Annotated in this window: 19 protein-coding genes; 8 read left to right on the top strand and 11 right to left on the bottom strand. The window is 38.4% G+C overall.

The genetic code is table 11. From position 1 onward, the window contains the following. Position 1 precedes the first annotated feature (1 nt). From ACJJVM_RS03275 to ACJJVM_RS03245, 7 genes are read left to right on the top strand one after another with little or no spacing between them, the layout of a single operon-like run. Positions 2-994, top strand: coding sequence for a glycosyltransferase family 2 protein (locus ACJJVM_RS03275; RefSeq protein WP_405210790.1), 993 nt, complete (start codon positions 2-4; stop codon positions 992-994). After that, positions 994-1,539, top strand: coding sequence for a serine O-acetyltransferase (locus ACJJVM_RS03270; RefSeq protein WP_035328067.1), 546 nt, complete (start codon positions 994-996; stop codon positions 1,537-1,539). Before ACJJVM_RS03275 ends, ACJJVM_RS03270 begins: the two co-directional genes overlap by 1 nt. Next, on the top strand, positions 1,539-2,648 hold the full coding sequence (locus ACJJVM_RS03265; protein WP_405210789.1) for a glycosyltransferase family 4 protein: 1,110 nt from the start codon (positions 1,539-1,541) through the stop codon (positions 2,646-2,648). Before ACJJVM_RS03270 ends, ACJJVM_RS03265 begins: the two co-directional genes overlap by 1 nt. Further along, the gene (locus ACJJVM_RS03260; RefSeq protein WP_405210788.1) at positions 2,648-3,721 is read left to right on the top strand and encodes a glycosyltransferase; all 1,074 of its coding nucleotides are present in this window, start codon (positions 2,648-2,650) and stop codon (positions 3,719-3,721) included. Before ACJJVM_RS03265 ends, ACJJVM_RS03260 begins: the two co-directional genes overlap by 1 nt. A gap of 40 nt (positions 3,722-3,761) precedes the next feature. Beyond that, the gene (locus ACJJVM_RS03255) at positions 3,762-5,087 is read left to right on the top strand and encodes an O-antigen ligase family protein (protein WP_405210787.1); all 1,326 of its coding nucleotides are present in this window, start codon (positions 3,762-3,764) and stop codon (positions 5,085-5,087) included. Beyond that, positions 5,041-6,057 (top strand): glycosyltransferase family 4 protein, encoded by a 1,017-nt coding sequence (locus ACJJVM_RS03250; protein WP_405210786.1) that lies wholly within the window; start codon positions 5,041-5,043, stop codon positions 6,055-6,057. Before ACJJVM_RS03255 ends, ACJJVM_RS03250 begins: the two co-directional genes overlap by 47 nt. A gap of 36 nt (positions 6,058-6,093) precedes the next feature. Then, positions 6,094-7,488, top strand: coding sequence for a sugar transferase (locus ACJJVM_RS03245; protein ID WP_405210785.1), 1,395 nt, complete (start codon positions 6,094-6,096; stop codon positions 7,486-7,488). Positions 7,489-7,493: 5 nt separating this feature from the next. Here the strand turns inward: ACJJVM_RS03245 and ACJJVM_RS03240 are convergent, their stop codons facing one another. From ACJJVM_RS03240 to ACJJVM_RS03190, 11 genes are all read right to left on the bottom strand, one after another. Beyond that, positions 7,494-8,690, bottom strand: a complete 1,197-nt coding sequence (locus tag ACJJVM_RS03240; RefSeq protein ID WP_405210784.1) for a DUF4105 domain-containing protein — start codon at positions 8,688-8,690, stop codon at positions 7,494-7,496. A gap of 106 nt (positions 8,691-8,796) precedes the next feature. Next, positions 8,797-9,132 carry a hypothetical protein gene (locus ACJJVM_RS03235; RefSeq protein WP_298352495.1) on the bottom strand — a complete coding sequence of 112 codons (336 nt, stop codon included), beginning with the start codon at positions 9,130-9,132 and terminating at the stop codon, positions 8,797-8,799. 343 nt (positions 9,133-9,475) lie between these two features. Further along, positions 9,476-10,666, bottom strand: a complete 1,191-nt coding sequence (gene sucC / locus ACJJVM_RS03230; protein WP_035328085.1) for an ADP-forming succinate--CoA ligase subunit beta — start codon at positions 10,664-10,666, stop codon at positions 9,476-9,478. Between the two features lie 93 nt (positions 10,667-10,759). Then, a complete protein-coding gene (locus ACJJVM_RS03225; protein WP_035328087.1) occupies positions 10,760-11,035 on the bottom strand; it encodes an ATP-dependent Clp protease adaptor ClpS in 276 nt (91 codons plus the stop codon). A gap of 97 nt (positions 11,036-11,132) precedes the next feature. After that, positions 11,133-11,993 (bottom strand): 50S ribosomal protein L11 methyltransferase, encoded by an 861-nt coding sequence (prmA, locus tag ACJJVM_RS03220; protein ID WP_298352504.1) that lies wholly within the window; start codon positions 11,991-11,993, stop codon positions 11,133-11,135. After that, positions 11,993-13,597, bottom strand: coding sequence for a S8 family peptidase (locus ACJJVM_RS03215; protein WP_405210783.1), 1,605 nt, complete (start codon positions 13,595-13,597; stop codon positions 11,993-11,995). Before ACJJVM_RS03215 ends, prmA begins: the two co-directional genes overlap by 1 nt. 2 nt (positions 13,598-13,599) lie before the next feature. Continuing rightward, on the bottom strand, positions 13,600-14,112 hold the full coding sequence (locus tag ACJJVM_RS03210; protein ID WP_299151488.1) for a hypothetical protein: 513 nt from the start codon (positions 14,110-14,112) through the stop codon (positions 13,600-13,602). A gap of 106 nt (positions 14,113-14,218) precedes the next feature. Next, entirely contained in the window at positions 14,219-14,971 is a 753-nt protein-coding gene (gene tpiA / locus ACJJVM_RS03205) for a triose-phosphate isomerase (protein ID WP_038600150.1), read from the bottom strand. A gap of 205 nt (positions 14,972-15,176) precedes the next feature. Next, positions 15,177-16,253, bottom strand: coding sequence for an ABC transporter permease (locus tag ACJJVM_RS03200; protein ID WP_405210782.1), 1,077 nt, complete (start codon positions 16,251-16,253; stop codon positions 15,177-15,179). 1 nt (position 16,254) lies between these two features. Further along, positions 16,255-17,997: a BT_3928 family protein gene (locus tag ACJJVM_RS03195; protein ID WP_405210781.1), complete on the bottom strand. Its 1,743-nt coding sequence runs from the start codon at positions 17,995-17,997 to the stop codon at positions 16,255-16,257. Positions 17,998-18,044: 47 nt separating this feature from the next. Next, the gene (locus ACJJVM_RS03190) at positions 18,045-18,584 is read right to left on the bottom strand and encodes a DUF1599 domain-containing protein (RefSeq protein ID WP_405210780.1); all 540 of its coding nucleotides are present in this window, start codon (positions 18,582-18,584) and stop codon (positions 18,045-18,047) included. Between the two features lie 291 nt (positions 18,585-18,875). Between ACJJVM_RS03190 and folP the strand changes: the two genes are divergently transcribed. Beyond that, positions 18,876-19,709, top strand: coding sequence for a dihydropteroate synthase (gene folP, locus ACJJVM_RS03185; RefSeq protein ID WP_405210779.1), 834 nt, complete (start codon positions 18,876-18,878; stop codon positions 19,707-19,709). Positions 19,710-19,808 lie beyond the last annotated feature (99 nt).

Below are 19,808 nucleotides of genomic sequence, written 5' to 3'. Positions count from 1 at the left end.
TTTGAAATTCTCTCTAATAATTTGCACCTATATGCGTCCAGTAGCGCTTACCGCGCTACTAGACTCTGTAAAAACCCAAACGGTTTACCCAGATGAGATCCTTATTATAGACGGAAGTGTTAATGATGAGACAGGGGTCCGCTTTCGCGAAAGCGGAATAAAAAACCTCGTCTACTACAAAGTTTCAGACGCACAAAGAGGTCTTACTAAACAGCGGAATTACGGAATAGATCGAGTAAGTAATACGATGGATGTGGTGTGCTTTCTAGATGATGATACAGTGCTTGAACCTACATATTTTGAGAAAATACTTGACGTGTATCAAGCATATCCTAATGCTTATGGTGTAGGAGGTTATATTAACAACGAAGTGCAGTGGGAGCGTGCAGAAACATTAAACCCAAGAGATATACATCACTTCTATTATGATGGGTATAGAAGGAAAGAGGGAGCGCGTTTTAAATTAAGAAGAAAGTTAGGTCTAGATGCAAATACTCCACCAGGCGTCCTACCGAAATATGGTCACGGCAGGTCTGTTAGTTTCCTGCCTCCTACTGGAAAAATTTATAAAGTAAAACAGCTTATGGGAGGAGTCTCCAGCTTTCCTCTAGAGGTTTTGAAAAAGAATAAATTCTCTGAATATTTTGAAGGTTACGGTCTTTATGAGGATGCAGATTATACATTCAGAATTTCAAAACTAGGACAGCTATATGTACATACAGGCGCAAACCTTGCGCATCATCACGACGCTTCTGGAAGGCCTAATCAATATCATTATGGTAAAATGGTAACACGTAATGGCTGGTATGTGTGGAGAGTGATGCACCCTAAGCCTGGATTTATTAATATTATAAAATGGTATGCGATAAGTAGTGTTTTGACACTTATTCGTTTTGTAAATGTGGTTACTACTTCTAGCCGTAAAGAAGCATTAACAGAAGCTCTGGGTCGCACTGTTGGTCTTTTTAGCTTACTTTTAAGCAAACCTAGATAATGCGTTATAAAAAGGACATACAACGTTATAAAGAGTACAGTAAGAGCAGTGCATTATTACTGGTGTTAACACAGCAAGGATTGTGGGCTTTGTTTGTATATCGTTTCTTTAATGCCATTTATAGATCTACAATGCCCAAGATTGTAAAAGCACCCTTACTGGTTGTTGGTGTTTTTTTTCAGAAATGGATTGAAGTGATTACAGGGATAACATTACCCTATGCAGCAACAATAGGTGAAGGCTTATATATAGGTCACTACTCAGGTATAATTATTAGTCCAGAAACCGTAATAGGAAAGCATTGTAATATCTCGCAAGGAGTAACGATAGGTGTGAGTGGACGAGGAGCACACCGCGGTGTTCCTACAATAGGTAATCGTGTTTATATGGCTGCTGGAGCTGTTATCGCAGGAGGAATAAATGTAGGTGATGGGGCTGTTATAGGAGCAAACTCCTTAGTAATTACAGATGTTAAAGAAGGTACTACAGTATTGGGAGTACCCGCAAAGATGGTAAGTGCTAAAGATTCTAAAGATTACATATAATGGATTTTTTAGTTATTTCTGACGCTCCTATCTTAGATAAAAAGGGAATATATGAAGGGTATGCCCCTTATATAAAAGAGATGAATATTTGGCTTGATTCTGTAGATCAAGTAACCTTTGTATGTCCCACTAGTTATAAAAGAGCACTACTCACTGCTCCATTTGATAGACAGGACATCAATATTAAAAGTCTCCGAAGACTAGAATTTAACAGCTTTTTTGTCGCACTTATATCTATACTTACATTGCCGTATCAAGCCATCGTTTTATGGAGTGCTATGCGTAAGGCAGATCACATACACTTGCGGGCTCCGGGTAACCTGTGCTTACTTGCTTGTATGGTACAAGTTCTGTTCCCTAATAAGAAGAAAACTGCCAAGTATGCTGGAAATTGGGACCCTTTGTCAAAACAACCACTCGCTTACAGACTTCAAAAAAAGATTTTATCGAGTACCACACTTACTAAAAATATACAAGTACTAGTGTATGGAGAGTGGGAAAATAGTACCAGTAATATCACCCCTTTTTTTACAGCAAGTTATTACCTAGAAGAGATAGACTCTTTTAAAAAGAGAAATTTTGATAAACCTTTAAGAGCAATTTTTGTAGGTACAATGGGAAGTAATAAACGACCATTTGAAACGGTACAGTTTATAAACAAGTTACGTAAAGCTGGTCTTGATATAGTGCTTGAGATGTTTGGCGATGGTCCACAAATGGAAGATATTAAATGGTATAGGAAGGAAAATGGTCTCCTTGATTACGTCATTTTAAGAGGAAACCAACCGGCAAACGCTGTAAAAGAAGCTTACAAAAGATCTGATCTTGTCATACTATTATCAAAAAGTGAAGGCTGGCCTAAGGTTATTGCAGAGGGTATGTTTTGGGGAGCAATTCCTATAGTTACTCAAGTTTCTTGTGTTCCTTGGATGCTAGATAATGGCAGCAGAGGAATACTTGTTGAAGATCCAGATAAAATAAACACCACTCAACTAATCAAACAGCTAGAAGATAGTGCATCTTTACATAAAATGAGTAATGCTGCCACACAATGGTCTAGGCAATATACGATGGACACATTTACAGCTCAGATAAAAGAATTGCTTTAATGAGAGTATTACAACTTATAGACTCACTAGATGCAGGAGGGGCAGAGCGTATGGCAGTAAATATAGCAAATGCTTTATCTCAGAATGGTGTAGAATCATATATATGTGCCACAAGACGAGGCGGATCGCTAGAAAATGAACTGTTTGTAAAAGAGAGCCTTTTTATTTTAAATAAAAAAGCGACCCTAGACGTAATTGCTTTTTTTCGATTTTTTAAATGGTTAAAGAGAAAACAAATAAATATAATTCACGCACATTCTACTTCAATACATCTTGCAATTTTTGCAAAAATTTATAACAATAATATCAAGGTTATCTGGCACGATCATTATGGAATGAGTGACTCTTTAGAAAATAGAAAAGCCTATTTACTCAAGCTACTAGGACCTTATATAAATACAGCGATAGTTGTAAATCCTAAGCTTGCCATATGGTCTAAGGAAATGCTTAAGATTAATAAAGTACACTTTTTACAAAATTTTGCCACTGTAACGGTTAATCAATCTAAAAAGACGTTGCTTAATGGAGAAGCAGGGAAGCGCATAGTGTGTCTAGCAAATTTACGCCCTCAAAAAAATCATTTAGCGCTTATTGATGCTTTTGCAAAAACACAATTGCAGTTTCCAGATTGGACGCTTCATCTTGTGGGGAAGTCTTTTAATGACGATTATTCAAAATCTGTGATGGATAGTATTATTACAAATAACCTATCTAATAATGTCTTTTTGTACGGAAGTTGTCAAGATATAAGTCACATACTTAACCAAAGCACTATTGGGGTCTTAACTTCTTTATCAGAAGGGCTGCCGGTATCTCTACTTGAGTATGCAAATTGTGGTTTGCCGGTTGTAGTAACAAATGTTGGGCAATGTGCTGAGGTAGTAGGTCAAAATGGATTTGTTATTAATAACGTTATTGAAGAGCTTCCTGATGTGCTTACTCAATTAATCAAAAACAAAGATAATATACGAGGGGTAATGGGAGACCGCTTTCGCGAAAGCGTAAGTACAACCTATAGCAAAGACGCTTTTATAGAAAAGTTAATGCTCATTTATAATGATTTAATATCTTAGGGTGGTGAGTATTTCTCAAAATAAAACATATACAGTCTTTTTGATAATTCATATTATCATTGGGGTTTTGGTGTACTTTGTAAAGCCATTTGCAATTGTTTATTTTCTTGGTGTTGTAGCTTATTTTATAATCCAGATTTTAAGGACTGGGAATAAAAATAATGAAGCCCTTATGGGGGCGGCTTATATAGCAGGGGCAGAGGTTTTTTTTAGAATGAGTAATGCCGTCCCTATTTATGAAGCAGGGAAGTATTCTGTAATTTCATTTATGCTAATTGGGCTCTTTTTGAGCGGTGCTAGCCGAAAATCTGGTGTTTACTGGATATATATATTCTTACTATTACCTAGTGTGCTTGTAGCTTCAATAACACTTGACTTAGGTACAGATGTGAAGAAAGCCGTTTTCTTTAACCTTAGCGGTCCCGTGTGTTTAGGAATATCTGCATTATATTGTATAGATAGAAGAATAACGTATCGCCAGCTATCTAATCTTACAAAATGGATTCTATTACCCATAGTCGCAATGTCTATTTATATAACTCTTGGAACTCCAGATCTGAGGGAGACTTTACGCAGTACTGGAGCAAATTATGCGGCTACCGGTGGTTTTGGACCTAATCAAGTATCTACCGTACTAGGTTTAGGTATGTTTATGGCTCTAGTACAATTAATTGTTAATAGTAAGAATAAAGTGCTGTTATTCGTTCATCTGGCCTTAATAGGCTTTTTGCTTTATAAGGGTATAATTACTTTTTCGCGTGGTGGGGTTATCACAGGTTTAGTCTGTAGTGGTGCTTTTTTAATAATCTATTTTGCTGGATCCAAAGGAAAAGTTAGAAGGAAGATGATAACCTATCTCATCTTACTGGGTGGTGTTGTAGTAGGGGCTTCATTGTATAGCTCCTTTCAAACCAATGGACTTATAAATAAACGATATACAAATAGAGATGCAGCTGGTAGACTTAAGAGTGATATCACAACAGGTAGAGCAGAGTTACTAGAGACAGAGATATCTGCATTTTATAATAATCCGCTTGTAGGAGTTGGTGCAGGAAAGGTAAAAGAGTTAAGAGGTAATGAAAACATTGTTGGAGTTGCCTCTCACAATGAGATAAGTAGACTATTATCAGAACACGGTATACTAGGTTTAGTAATACTTGGCATTTTAATCATTTATCCATTAGTTTATAGATCCAAAAACAGGCGTAACTATTTGTTTTTTTCTGCGCTGTTGTTTTGGTTTTTAACTATAAACCACTCTTCAATGCGTATTGCGGCACCAGGTTTTATTTATGCTTTATGCCTATTAAATATTGTAAATGAAAACAAGAAAACTCCTGTACGTAGGCAGCGCGCTCTCCGCTAGTGGTAAAACGCTTACTACTATAGAAACCTTGAGCCCGCTGCTCGAGCAGGAGAGCTATGACGTAATAATTACATCTCAAAAGCCTAATAAACTTCTCAGGTTGCTGGATATGATTGCTACCTTTTACAAGGTAAGGGACACTGTAGATGTCGTTCTAATTGATACCTACAGCACGCTTAACTTTTGGTATGCAGTGATCATAGGGAGGCTTTGTAGCAAGAGTAACCTTCCTTACATTCCCATCTTACACGGTGGTAATTTACCAGAGCGGTTAGAAAAAAAAGCGGGTATCTGTAAAAAGTTATTTGGTGATGCCAGCTGTAATGTTGCGCCTAGTGGTTATTTATATTCCGCTTTCGCGAAAGCGGGATTCTCAAACCTTATACACATTCCTAATACACTTGAGATAGAAAAGTACCCGTTTACAGAGAGGGAGAACTTTAAACCCAAGTTACTCTGGGTGCGATCATTTGCCAAAATATACAATCCTTTAATGGCGATTAAAGTTTTAGAACAGCTCCTCACTCATCATCCGGATGCTACGCTCACGATGGTAGGGCCAGAAAAGGATGGGAGTTTGCAAAGCTGTAAAGAGTATGCTAGAACTAATAATTTACCCGTGACTTTTACTGGAAAATTATCAAAAAAGGAGTGGATTAAAGAGAGCACAAAACACGATTTCTTTATAAATACCACAAATTTTGATAATATGCCGCTAAGTGTAATTGAAGCAATGGCATTAGGATTAATTGTAATATCTACAAATGTGGGAGGTCTCCCATATCTTATAAAAGATGGTGAAGATGGATGTCTTACTCCTGCTGGAGATGTTCAACTATTTGTTTCAAAAGTACTTAGTGTGATTTCTAGTAATCAAGACTCTATAGATATCACAAAAAATGCACGTGAGAAGGCAAACTCTTTTGCCTGGCAAAACGTAAAAAGTAAGTGGCATCAAGTGCTCTGCTAATTTTGTGATATATTTACCGTACTAACCAACCCTCTAATGTCGCGTTTGCCAGATATACATTTTGACGTTTCAGAACGTAAAGTTTTGTTGCGTATTTTTGATATTATAGCGGTACTGGGCACGTTATATCTTACACAAATTTTTCTCCAGTTTGACTACCTAGAACTTAATAGTGAGAATCGTGTAGCTATTATTGTGCTCATTGCGTACCTCTCTATTTTTGGGACTGTTTTTGAACTGTACTTCTTACCCAAAACAGTAAAGTTTCAAACAATGCTTAAGAATGTTATTCTTACAGTATCTGTTACCGTATTGTTTTATTTACTGACCCCTTTTTACACACCTATTTTACCAGAAAACAGATTACAGATTGTGTTTTTCTTCTTGGCTATGGTTGTAGGTATAAGTCTCTGGAGATGGTTATATATCACTGTTATTGCCGCTCCTAGATTTTACAAAAAAGCCATTGTAGTAGGAGACTCTTTTAATATTACCACAATAATTAAAAATTTAGAAAGTGCAGATCCTAATTATAAAATAGCGGGTTATGTAAATACAGAACCTATGTCTATAGAAGAAGTAATTGCAACAGATGCTAAGCGTTACCCGCCAGAAGGCTTATTACAAACTATAAGTGATAATGGTATCTCAGAGATTATTGTTGCAAGCAGCTACTCAGATGGTATTACCTTGCCGTTATACAACGAGCTCATACTTCTTTTAGAAAAAGGATTCCCTATAAGGGAGTATATGCAGGTTTATGAGGAGATTGTGCAGCGGGTACCTGTTCAACACGTAGACAAAGATTTTTATCGCTACTTTCCTTTTAGCAGAAGTAATCAAAATAAGTTTTATAGACTTATACATAGGGTGTTTGATCTTTTACTAGGCATTATTGGTATAAGCTTCTTTGTAGTCTTTGCTCCATTTATTTGGTTAGGTAATTTAATAGGTAATAGGGGGCCACTTTTTTATACACAAACGCGAGTAGGGCATAATGGTAAACCTTTTAAAATTATCAAGCTACGCACAATGATTGTTAATGCCGAAAAAGATGGAGCTGCCTATGCCCAGAAAGGTGATAGTCGTATCACCAGCTTTGGGAGGTTTTTAAGAATGAGTAGAGTAGATGAGATTCCTCAATTTTTCAATGTAATTTTAGGAGAGATGAGCGTGATAGGACCTCGACCAGAGCGTCCAGTATTTGTGAAAGAATTATCTAAAGAAATTCCTTTTTATGAGACAAGGCATATTGTAAAACCTGGTCTCACTGGCTGGGCACAAGTAATGGGAAGTTACACCACTTCTGAAGAAGGGGCACTAGAAAAGTTGCAATATGATTTATATTATATCAAGCACCGTAACCTTTTTATGGATTTGAGTATTATCCTTAAGACTATAAGTACGGTAATCAATTTTAGAGGGCAATAATAAAACTATGCTTCTATGCGTGTAAGTTTTATATTTCTCAATATATAAATATACCTTACAGTTATTGCTATAAGAAGCGGCAACAATGAGGGAGCATAACTCTGTACTCCTATCGCCCAGTGAGCAAATAGTAAACACATTAATATAACTGCTAGTTTCATATAAGGATAAATCCATCTTGCAGGTTGCACCTTCTTAACGGCAAATGCTGCAAGTATGTGAAAAGGAAATGCCCAGAGAATATTATAATTCCAAGCGGTAGCAATATGATCTGTCCCAAACCACAAAAAAGCCACTAGCACACCCGTAACACCCGTAAAAAGTAGAAGAGTAGTATCTAGCCACCCTATTCCATTATCACCTTTAAAGTCTTTATAGGTCTTGTAAATGATAAATAAAGCAATGAGTCCTAGTATAAATAGTGGGCTTACATAAAAAGGTACTCCATAAGAGTGTATAAAACTAGGTTCAAATATAGTCTGAGAGTTTTTAACCAGTGCTTTTGAACTATTTCCACTAGTTACTTGGGCTGTTTTAAAAGAAGCCATAAGCTCGTTAGGTAAAAATAAATGCTCCTCTGGCGTGGCAACACGATCTATCACAGATCCTAGAGCTACATCTATTCCTAAACTTCCCCAGCTGTTCCAGGGTACATACTGTCTTATAAGATCTCTATGAGTGAGCGTTGTATCTATACCTGTATGTTGTAATGCAAGAGACCCTTCTACAGAAGATGCAACGGCATAATAAGGTCGTGTTGCACAGTTGTCATAAAAGAAATCATATTTATAGTAGCGATTAGTCTCACTTAAATTATTGAGTAAAAACTCATAGGCACCTTGCTTTTCTTGCTGGTTTAGGTTGAGCTCTTGTGATTTTATCCAGCGCTTTTGTGCTTTATAGCTGTACTCAAAATTTTTATAAGGAGCGGCAGCTAGCTTGTAAAGTAGTTTTCCTCTAGCAAATTTTAAGTAAAAATTAGGCGTGTCAAAGTCAAAAACACCATAATTAAAAACCAGGTCTATCTTGTTAGGCACATCTTTAACACGCACAGAAGTGTGCCCAAAGGCATCATAAAGTTCTGGACCAGGTCCTATAGTTATGAGCTCGATACTTGCCTCTGTAGAGAGTGTAGGAAATCGTTGCTGTGCCTCACAAATAAAAGAGTAAGCGAGTAAAAGTAGGAGTAGTGCCTTTTTCATAGATGGTAAAGATAGTTGAGATACGATTAAGGAGCAAAGCCTATCTAGTAACTTAAACCCATAAAAAAAGCCAGACATAGTCTGGCTTTACAATATTAAAGAAGTTTTATACACCCGGTACGATACGTACAGGCACTGTAAATTGAGTTCCTACAGTTTGGGTGTCTAGTTTTTCATAATTAAGGCGTGACTTAATAAAAGCAGCTACATATTCTTCTTTAGTGTCTACATCTATAACAACTACCTCATTTGCTTTGTTTACCATTAAGGTAACCTGTGCAGTTAGATCTTTTTTTACCTCAAATCCTGGCTCGCTTAATAGAGTTGCCACTTGTTGAGTTACAGTCTTTCCTTTCTCGTCAGACGTTGGTTCAGTTTCGGTTGCAAATACTGTGCTTATTGATAATAAGGCTACAAGTACTAATAGGTTTACTTTTTTCATAATAGGTTTTTGTTTTTTTGATTAATTCTATAACAAAGAGACGGCTATTTTTTCAATATGTGACACCTCGACTTGAAGCTTAACTGTTCTTTAACCCTCATTTACAGTCGTTAACGTTGTGTTGATTTTCAAATAACGCTTTCGCGAAAGCGTCATAAAGCACACCCTAAGTAATCTTTAAAAACCTTATTTATGTCACCTTAATTAAGCAATTTTTATGACCGAATAGATATCGATTATGAGATTTTATTACATATAGTGCAATGTTACCAAAACAAAAAAATCCCGCTCTATAAAAGCGGGATTTTGCAACGTGATAACTCACGTTTATATAATGTAAGTCTTAAGCTAGTACAGCCTGAACTTTATCTGCAGCTTCTTTAAACTCGATAGCAGATTGAACGTCAAGTCCAGAATCATCTATAAGTTTCTTTGCGATATCTGCATTAGTACCTTGTAAACGTACAATGATAGGCACGTTTATAGTTCCCATATTTTTATATGCATCGATAATACCTTGTGCCACACGGTCACAACGTACAATTCCTCCAAAAATGTTTACTAAGATTGCCTTTACAGCTGGATCTTTAAGTATTAATTGGAAAGCAGCCTCAACACGCTCAGCATCTGCAGTACCTCCTACGTCAAGGAAGTTTGCAGGCTCACCACCAGATTGCTTGATAAGGTCCATAGTTGCCATTGCAAGTCCAGCACCATTTACCATACACCCTACGTTTCCGTCTAGGTCTACATAGTTAAGTCCTTTCTCACCAGCTTCAACCTCTACTTGGTTTTCCTCACGCTTGTCACGCATAGCTGCATAATCTTTACGACGGTATAATGCGTTATCATCTAGTGATACCTTAGCATCTACTGCCATAATCTTATCGTCGCTTGTTTTAAGAACAGGGTTGATCTCAAAAAGTGAACTGTCAGAATCTGTGTATGCTTTATAAAGAGCAGCAACAAACTTTGTCATATCCTTAAAAGCAGCACCACTTAACCCAAGGTTAAAAGCGATTTTACGTGCTTGGAAAGGAAGTAATCCTGTTGCAGGATCTATCTCTTCGTGAAAGATAAGGTGCGGAGTCTCCTCTGCTACCGTCTCAATATCCATCCCACCTTCTGTAGAGTACATAATCATATTGCGACCTGTCCCTCTGTTAAGAAGTACAGACATATAATATTCTTCTGGCTCGCTGTCACCTGGGTAGTATACATCCTCTGCAACAAGTACTTGGTGTACTCTCTTACCTTCAGCGCTAGTCTGAGGTGTTACAAGATCCATCCCTATAATCTGGTCTGCGATTGTTTTTACTTCATCAAGACTTTTTGCGAGTTTTACACCGCCACCTTTACCGCGTCCACCTGCGTGTACTTGGGCTTTGATTACGTGCCATCCAGTACCGGTTTCTTCTGTAAGTTTTTTGGCAGCTGCAACAGCTTCATCTGGAGTCTGTGCTACATAACCGCGTTGGATACGTACGCCAAAACTATTTAATATCTCTTTTCCTTGATATTCGTGTAGATTCATAATCTTCGTTTAAGATGCTTAATTTGCCTCGCAAAAATAACAAATGCGCTACGGGAGCGCAATAGTTTTTGTGATTAATTCTGAGGAATGATTTTATACAATTTCTGCACTGAGTCCCGCTTGTAAAAGTTTAGAACAACGAGGCTCTAAATCTTTGTAATCGCCAGACTTTACAGAGCACTTCCCTTTGTAGTGTACTAGTAGTGCACACTGGTGTGCTTGATTTTCTTCGTGATCACAAGCATAGATGAGTGTATTGATCACGTGATCAAAGGTATTTACATCATCATTATAGAGTATAATCTCGTGTGCCGGTGATTCTTCGGTTAAGATGTCTAGTTCTTCTTGATATTTTTCTTGATTGCTCATATCATTAAGATTTTTGCTACAAATTTACAAATTTTGTGGGTTTACGCTTTCGCGAAAGCGTAATTCTAACATAATATTATCAACTCTCTAACTGTGTCTAGCCTCGCTTCTCAAACTTACAAGCGACCCAATTATTGCGCTCGTAGTTACTAACGAAATAAAGTCCGTGTTCATTGCATTTTTCAGAAATAAGCGGAATATCTTCTGTATAAAATCCACTTAATAATAAAATTCCATCTTCGGGAAGACAGCTAGCATAGGTAGGGATGTCACTTAGTAATATGTTGCGATTTATATTTGCGATGATGATGTCGTAATTTTTGTCACTAAGTAAAGAGGCTTCTCCCTCATAGGTGGTGATGTGTTTACAGTTGTTACGTTCCACATTTTCTATAGTGTTAAGGTAGCACCAGTTGTCTATATCTATAGCATCTATAGGTTGTGCGCCACGCATCTCTGCAAGTATAGCAAGCACGCCTGTTCCACATCCCATATCTAGTGTTTTCTTACCTGTAACATCAAGTTTAAGAAGGTGCTTGATCATCATATGGGTAGTCTCGTGATGGCCGGTCCCAAAAGACATTTTTGGCTCTATTACGATATCAAAGGCTACGTCTGTTTTTTTGTGAAAGGGCGCTCTCACGGCACATTTACCATCTACTTCTATAGGTTCAAAATTCTTTTCCCACTCCTCATTCCAGTTTACTTGCTCTATCTCTTCTGCAGTATATGTGATTTTAAATTCTTGAGAATTTAAAATCTGTATATCATTGAGTAGTTGGTCAAAGTGTACCTCACCTTCTGGAAACGCCTCTTGCTTCTGTATGTATGCAATTACACCGGTAGAGGTCTCTGTAAAGCTTTCAAAACCTGCGTAGCCTAGCTCTGCAATGAGAATTTCTGTAGCAGGGTCACGTGGTTCTATAGTAAATGTGTAGCCTAGGTAGATGGGAGTCATTAGTTGTTTTTTTGTAAGTTGTATGTTGCTTCTGGGTCTATGGTGAGAAGTATAGATCCATTTACATCGGGCAAAAATACGGTTTCTGTATCGATGAGAATCTCTTCTTTTGCAGTAAAATCTACTCGGGCAGCTTCTCTAAATTGCTCATTTCTTATAAGTACTTTATAAGGAGCTCGTAAGCTAAAATTCCATCTTGTAAAGTTTTGATTTTCTAAAAGCGTATAGCTGTCTGGTTGCAGCATCTCGTGTGTCATTTTTACTGCTCTGCCAGTGTGTAAAGAACCTGCGCCATAGAGTCCACGTAGCGGCTCGTTAGCCTTAATGTGATCTATGTTTGTAGCAGAGAGTTTTATAATGCTACTCATCTCATCTACAGATAAGTCATTGTTTACAGAGAGCATAAGACCTATAGTGCCGGTTACTAGTGGTGCTGCCGGTGAGGTAGCTTGATAAGGATTGTATGCAATCTCTCCATTTTTTTGAAACTTGTAATACTGAAAGATGTCATTACCCGGTGCCACAATATCTACTGTAGCGTCAAGATTATTTGTAGAGCTTAAGTACAGTCTATAGGTGTCTTTTGGGTCATTATTTACAAATCCTCCTGTGCGGGAGAGGTGATACTGTTGTTTTTCGGCATAATATTTACCATTCTTTTCTTCTATGTTGAGACCATCTTCTATAGTATCATATTTATGTTGCACACTACCTACAGATAGTACGTGCTCATAGGCGCCTGGGTATCTTAATTGTGTTCCGTTGGTTTTACTATAAGGTGTATTATGGGGTACAGATATAATAATGGTCCCTAGATCTCGCATCTCATTAATTGCCTCTTGAGCGGTCTCGTAATAAGTGCGACTTCCCCAGCTGCAGTTTATTACTTTCACGCCGCTTCTCGCAAGTTCTAGTAGTTGATTAAACTCTTTAAAATCTCCATAAGTTGTGGTTTTTATACTACAATCATAACATACACCTGCACCAGCATAGGCATTATCACCTTGAGCAGCTGCAATTGCGGCAATATTATAACCGTGACCACTAGAGAGGCTGCTTTTTTTTACCATTGTAAGTTTACCAGCAAACTCTGGGTCTTCTGGATCTACATATCCATCAGAAATACCAATGTGCACATCTGGAGAACCCGTTGTGTAATACCAGGCTTGGGGTACTCCCATAAAGTCATAGTAGTCAAATAATAAAGATGAGCCCAGATTTTGTCCCGTAGTACTTGTTACTCCATAATCATTAGGCTCATAGATTTGTAGTTTTTGAGCCGTTATGCTTTCGGAAAACTCAAATATATCTGGAGCAATCATTTTTAACTCTTTCTGAAAGGCAGGTGTAGTGGCAATAGCAAAGAAGGTGCGCTTGAGCTTATCACGAGTAGCGTATTTAAACCCTCTTCTAAAGATCTTTACGTCGTGTTTTTCAAAAAGCGTTTTTAAACGCAAGTCATCTCCTGTATACGTAACAACAGAGTCTTGCGTTTGTGTAGGTATTTCTATAGCATTTGAAACAGTTCTTATATAAAATCTGTCCTCTTGTGCCGTAATGGTGTAAGAGAAAGCAATAAGTATGATGATGACTAGCCGCTTCATACCTATGATTTTTTAATCGTAGCTATTTCTTTTTCGAGCGTTGCGACCTTATCTAGTGCTTGTTCTATTTGTTTCTCTTGGCGTATGAGGTGTAGTGTGAGTTCTTCTACTTTTTTGAGGAGTAATCTATTCATCTCACCTAGTTCTATACCGTTTTTAAGTACCTCTTCGGTAGAGGGTATTTCTGGTAGATGCCCGTTTGTGTTTATGTAGTTCTCAATTTCGCGTAAGCGGGCTAAATCATACCCGTCTTCAAAAACAGTATCTGCCCATTCCTTTAGATCTACTTTTACAGAGCGAGCGTGTATGCGTCCGTTTACTTCTAGCTTATCTGTAGGCTTCTTTTTGCCTATGCCCATATTGCCACTTTTAGTCACATAAATGGCGTTGCTTTCTTTTTTGTTTTTAAAGAGGGCGAGTGATCCATCACGGTTTGTGGCAGTCTCACTAGTAGTTTGAGCGGCACAGCTTGAGGTAGTTAACATTATAAGTAGAGCGAGCGTAAGTATTTTCATTACAATAAGATTTAGCTCTAAAATACTAATACCAATTGATATAAAATAAAAATGCGCCAGCCGTGATGGCTAGCGCATTCCTATTTATGATAAAATGTGGCTGCTTTTAAGCAAAAGCATTTACAATTTCAAAAAAGTCATCTGCCTTAAGCGATGCGCCACCTATGAGGCCTCCATCTACGTCTGGCTTGCCAAAAATCTCTTTTGCATTACCAGGTTTTACAGATCCTCCGTAAAGTATAGTTACATTTTCTGCTACTTCTTCGTTATAGGTCTCTGCAACTGTTTTTCTTATAAACGCGTGCATATCTTGTGCCTGCTCTGGTGAGGCCGTCTCTCCCGTACCTATTGCCCATACGGGTTCGTATGCTAGCACGATACTAGACCAAGCCGAAGCATCAAGGTGAAAAAGTGCGTTTTTGAGCTGGCTCTCTACAACCTTTTCTTGGTTGCCAGCCTTGCGATCTTCTAGCTCTTCTCCAAAACAAAATATCACTCGCATCTCGTTTTCAAGAGCAGCATTCACCTTTTCTGTAAGAAGCTCATCTCCTTCATTAAAATAAGCACGACGCTCGCTATGACCTAAAATTACTGTATTTACCCCCACACTTTTAAGCATCGCTGCAGAGATCTCACCAGTGTAAGCTCCACTTTTTGCCTGGTGCATATTTTGTGCGGCTACTGTGATGTTACTATCGCTTAAACTCTCAAAGGCGCTATGTAAATTAATGTATGTAGGAGCAATAATAACCTCTGCATCACCATTATTTACTTTGCGTTTTAAGTCTGTGATGAGACCAGCTGTGGCAGCAAGGTCATTGTTCATTTTCCAGTTTCCGGCAACGATGTGTTTTCTCATTATGTATATTTTTCGGCGCTAGGGTAGTAGCTTGTTAGTTGTATGTGATTATAGATGAGCTTATCAAAGTGATTAATAAGGGTTGTTATGATGAGTACGCTTTCGCGAAAGCGTACTCATCATAACAAATATAACACCCGTAATTGAAGTTTGGGGTGCGGTTAACGTAGTTTTCACGATACCGTTTTCGTAAGGTTGCAGTGTCTTATCCCAGTTTTACCTTTGGGTCTAGCCATTTATATACAAAGTCTACTAAGATATTAATGATAACAAATAGGGTTGCAATCACTAGTACAGCTCCCATAATAATAGGGAGATCTAACGTATTGAGCGCGTCTACTATCTCTTTACCAAGTCCGTTCCACCCGAAGATGTATTCTACAAAAACAGCACCGGCTAGCATAGATGCAAACCACCCAGAAATAGCAGTTACAACCGGGTTGAGCGCATTTTTAATAGCGTGGTTTTTAATAATCTGGTAGGTGCTAAGCCCTTTTGCACGGGCGGTACGTATGTACTCTTGATTATATACTTCGAGAAGTGAGTTGCGCATAAGTTGTATCACAACTGCTAGTGGGCGTATGCCTAAAACAAGGGCTGGTAATATGAGGTTTTTCCAGCGTATGTGTACCTCTTCGCCAAAATCATTCATCTCATACAGACTACCCGTCATATTAAGATTAGTAAATGAGTGCAATGCATAGCCAAATAGCCAAGCAAACAAAATAGCACTAAAAAAACTAGGAACACTCATCCCCAGGGTGCTCACAATTTGTATGGTCTTATCTACCCAGGTGTCCCTCATTTGCGCCGAAATAATACCGAGTATAATCCCAATAACTACCGCTATAAGTATGGCGCTTACGGCCAGTACAATAGTGTTAGGTAGCGTTTCTGCAATAACCTGAGTGACCGGTTTACCCGTTTTCTGAAAGCTTTCTCGTAAGTATGGATATTTTAATACTACAGTAGTGTTACCTATCGTAAATAGGGGAGTAGCGTTATACTTTCCAGAAGTGAGAGAGGTGTAGTTAGTATGATCACTTGCGTGAAAAGATAATGGTGACAAGTCATTGAGGTAATACCCATACTGAGTACTTACAGGCTTATCAAAACCATACTTTGCACGCACCTTTGCTAGTTGTTCTGGGTCTTCATTTTGATCTAGCATCATACGAGCGGGATCACCGGGTAGTACCGTAAATAAAAAGAAGATAACCGTCACAACTCCCCATAAGGTGAGAAGTGCATAACCTAGTTTATATATAAGTTGCTTGACCAAGTTATTTTATATCACTAGGAGTAAGTTTTCCTTGTTTTATGGCAAGCGCATCTTCTAGAGAAATTGCTTTATACTCAAAGCCTTCACCAAAGAGTGCTTGTGCATACTCCTCAATAGTTTGTGTAAAACCTGCTTGAGCGCGCATTGCATTTACCTCTTCTGGGTTTTTTACAGGCCACATAAAATCACCAGACCCATAGTTTACGCCTTGCGTTCCATATACTTGTGGGAGGTCTTGCTGTGAGAGATAACGATCCTCCATCATTGCAACGAGGCGCATAGGTAATTCTCCCTTTGCTCCAGCCTCCTTTATAGTGTCTAGATAAGTGTCTATTTTATTAGAATGCTGCACTACATACCAGGCTGCGGTGTTTGTAGGTTCTCCTACAATGCTTTTACCTGGATAACCAGATGTAGTAAGTATGCGTTCTACCCGCTGTAAATTTATGCTGTCTAGTAGTTCCTGCTGTTTCCATAAAAAGCCTTGCAACTCTTCTGGGGCTACACCTGCTTTTTTAGCCTCTGCTATTTTTTCTGGACCTTCAGAGAGGTACATTAGTTTGCGGTACTTCTGGTCAAGATATGCAATACTGTCTAGCTCATATTTAAGCGCAAAGTCCATTTCTGGTTTACTATTTTCTTGTGGTACAAGTCGTAAATCTTCTGCATCATTGTAATGCAATTTTTGAAGAATGGTTCCTTTATGCATACTCACAATACCAGGGTTTGCGCGTACAATGGTTTTAAGTACCGTCTCATCTGTAAAGAAAAACTTAAATGGCAATCTGTTTTCTTGTACAAAAGCGTCTGCGGCGTCTTGGGCAGATGAGCTTAGCCCTATTACATTATACCCTTTGCGTATAGCCTCTTCTGTTATATTACGTATGTTGTAATAACCCTGAGGTTCTGTGTTGAGTAAATTATAGGCAATGATTACGATTAGATTTTCTTTCTCAAGATAAGTGGTTGTATAATCCCTACCGTCACGCTCTATAGTAAAGTCGTGCACAGGTGGTTCATATCCCTCACTAGTTTGTACTACCTCATAAGATACGTATGTGCCATCTACCTCTGGATACCCACCATCTGTAGTGATTACCTCTTCTTTACCATCTACAAGAAAGGTCCATTGATACTCAAAGGTCGCCTCTGGTGCTCCTTCTGGTACCACCATACCCTCTGCAATATTAGACCCTACTTTATATGCTCTAAAATCTAGCCACGGTAGGTGCTCAAGTACGTGCATACCAAAAAACATACATCCTAAAAATGATACAAAAACAAGCGATGCATTTATAAGTTTTGAGAAGAGTGGTTTAATGTGTTTCTGGTTAATCATTAAGAAGAGAATCAATACTAGAAGTATCACATCCTTTGCAAAAGACTCCCAAGGCACGAGCGGTATCGCATCGCCAAAACACCCACAATCTGTCACCTTATTAAAGTAAGCCGAGTAAAACGTGAGAAATGTAAAAAATACAATCATCCCAAACAGCAGCCACAAGGTGATTTTCTTTCTAAAACCTACGAGCAGTGCAATACCCAGTAACACCTCTACTACAACCAGTATGATGGAGATAAGCAGTGCATAAGGAGATAAAAACTCTAACCCTAGCACCTCTGCGCTAAAATATTCTTGAAGTTTATATGAGAACCCAAGCGGGTCATTGAGTTTTATAAAACCAGAAAAAATAAACAAAGCACCTACTATAAAGCGTGCTATGTGTGTAAGTACCTTCATCATAAAAAAGCTTTGGTCGTTTTTAATATATCTGTAGTCAGTAATAAATATTAAGCCTCTCCTAAGTGTATCATTGCAAACACCGCATAGTTTATCATATCTTGATAATTTGCATCAATCCCCTCAGACACCAGTGTTTTACCTTTATTATCCTCTATCTGTTTTACACGTAACAGCTTCTGCAATATAAGATCAGTAAGGCTGCTCACACGCATATCTCTCCAGGCCTCACCATAGTCGTGATTTTTATCCATCATCAACTGTTTTGTGAGTGCGATTTTCTCGTCATAAACCTTTACAGCCTCCTCAAGCTCGAGGTCGGGTTGCTCTACTACACCGCGCTCTAGGTTTACTAGCGCCATCGCACAGTAATTTATAATGCCTATAAACTCAGATTGCTGTCCCTCATCTACCTTTTGCACCTCGTTTTGCTGTAAGCCACGTATGCGTTGTGCTTTTATAAAAATCTGATCTGTAAGAGACGGCAAGCGCAGTATGCGCCACGCACTCCCGTAATCCTTCATCTTTTTTATATACAAATCTCTACATTGAGTGATTACCGCATCATATTGCGCAGACGTATCGGCCATAGGGTTTCTTTTGATTTTTGGTAAATTTCGGTTAAAAACTTCAATATAAGAAATACCCCTTGCCTTATAAAGAGAGAAGTGTACTATCTTTTTGAAGCACACAATTTATGGTGTACTTTTGGGGGAGTATCCCGCTTTCTGTTGCAATTCCTCGCGGCGGTTGCACCAGCCAGCTGTGGGATTTACACGGCAATCGGGGCTAGAGACTAGAGGTAGTCTATACCTCGAGACTTTATAAGTGATACTACTGTATATAAATACCTAACTACATCTAAACAACGTTAACCTATAATGACCATAAACTGCAACGGAAAGCTAATAGATCTCACCACACCAAAGGTAATGGGTATTCTCAATCTCACACCAGATAGCTTTTATGATGGAGGAAAGTATGGTGATATAGATGCTGCCATAAGTCAGGTTGAGGTGATGCTTAGCGATGGCGCTACGTTTATAGATGTAGGTGCATATAGCTCTAGACCTGGTGCGACAGATATTTCGGTAGAGGAGGAGGAGCGCAGGCTCATACCGGTGGTAAGGCAGTTAGTTACTACTTTTCCGGAGATTGTGATAAGCGTAGACACCTTTCGCGCAAGCGTAGCAAAAAAAGCAATTGAGGCAGGTGCAGCTGTAGTAAATGATATAAGTGCCGGGATGCTGGATGATGATATGATGGCTGTCGTAGGGGCATTGCAGGTGCCTTATATAATGATGCATATGCGAGGGACGCCTCAAACTATGAAGCAACTTACCACTTATGATAATTTTCTTAAAGAGGTGATGTACTACTTCTCAGAGCGAGTTGCAGTGGCAAAAAGTCATAAGATTAATGACCTTATTATAGACCCTGGTTTTGGCTTTGCAAAAACTACAGCGCAAAGTTTTGAGCTACTCAATAACCTTGACTTGCTTGATGCTTTTGAAGTACCCGTGCTAGCTGGTGTTTCTCGTAAATCTATGATTTATAAAACTTTAGATGTGACAGCAGATAATGCCCTTAATGGCACGACTGTTCTTAATACGGTGGCAATAAGTAAAGGTGCACGTATACTGCGAGTACACGATGTTAAGGAAGCTATGGAGGTGATATCACTCTCAAATGCTTTGATACCTAACTTGTCTTAATAAGATTAGGTTTTATAACAATTGCAATTAATCTCCGTTAGGATACACAAAACCGCCTTTGATTAACAGAATTTTGGCAAAAAAATGCTATTTTTCACC

The organism is Dokdonia sp. Asnod2-E02, from assembly GCF_045063915.1.
Taxonomy (GTDB): Bacteria; Bacteroidota; Bacteroidia; order Flavobacteriales; family Flavobacteriaceae; genus Dokdonia.
This window is presented reverse-complemented; position numbering and strand designations above follow the sequence as displayed.

Excerpts from the sequence above, each read along its gene's own strand:
- ACJJVM_RS03270 (WP_035328067.1), top strand. The coding sequence starts at position 994 with ATGCGTTATAAAAAGGACATACAACGTTATAAAGAGTACAGTAAGAGC.
- ACJJVM_RS03265 (WP_405210789.1), top strand. The coding sequence starts at position 1,539 with ATGGATTTTTTAGTTATTTCTGACGCTCCTATCTTAGATAAAAAGGGA.
- ACJJVM_RS03260 (WP_405210788.1), top strand. The coding sequence starts at position 2,648 with ATGAGAGTATTACAACTTATAGACTCACTAGATGCAGGAGGGGCAGAG.
- ACJJVM_RS03250 (WP_405210786.1), top strand. The coding sequence starts at position 5,041 with ATGAAAACAAGAAAACTCCTGTACGTAGGCAGCGCGCTCTCCGCTAGT.
- ACJJVM_RS03245 (WP_405210785.1), top strand. The coding sequence starts at position 6,094 with ATGTCGCGTTTGCCAGATATACATTTTGACGTTTCAGAACGTAAAGTT.
- ACJJVM_RS03240 (WP_405210784.1), bottom strand. The coding sequence starts at position 8,690 with ATGAAAAAGGCACTACTCCTACTTTTACTCGCTTACTCTTTTATTTGT.
- ACJJVM_RS03235 (WP_298352495.1), bottom strand. The coding sequence starts at position 9,132 with ATGAAAAAAGTAAACCTATTAGTACTTGTAGCCTTATTATCAATAAGC.
- sucC (WP_035328085.1), bottom strand. The coding sequence starts at position 10,666 with ATGAATCTACACGAATATCAAGGAAAAGAGATATTAAATAGTTTTGGC.
- ACJJVM_RS03225 (WP_035328087.1), bottom strand. The coding sequence starts at position 11,035 with ATGAGCAATCAAGAAAAATATCAAGAAGAACTAGACATCTTAACCGAA.
- prmA (WP_298352504.1), bottom strand. The coding sequence starts at position 11,993 with ATGACTCCCATCTACCTAGGCTACACATTTACTATAGAACCACGTGAC.
- ACJJVM_RS03215 (WP_405210783.1), bottom strand. The coding sequence starts at position 13,597 with ATGAAGCGGCTAGTCATCATCATACTTATTGCTTTCTCTTACACCATT.
- ACJJVM_RS03210 (WP_299151488.1), bottom strand. The coding sequence starts at position 14,112 with ATGAAAATACTTACGCTCGCTCTACTTATAATGTTAACTACCTCAAGC.
- tpiA (WP_038600150.1), bottom strand. The coding sequence starts at position 14,971 with ATGAGAAAACACATCGTTGCCGGAAACTGGAAAATGAACAATGACCTT.
- ACJJVM_RS03195 (WP_405210781.1), bottom strand. The coding sequence starts at position 17,997 with ATGATGAAGGTACTTACACACATAGCACGCTTTATAGTAGGTGCTTTG.
- ACJJVM_RS03190 (WP_405210780.1), bottom strand. The coding sequence starts at position 18,584 with ATGGCCGATACGTCTGCGCAATATGATGCGGTAATCACTCAATGTAGA.
- folP (WP_405210779.1), top strand. The coding sequence starts at position 18,876 with ATGACCATAAACTGCAACGGAAAGCTAATAGATCTCACCACACCAAAG.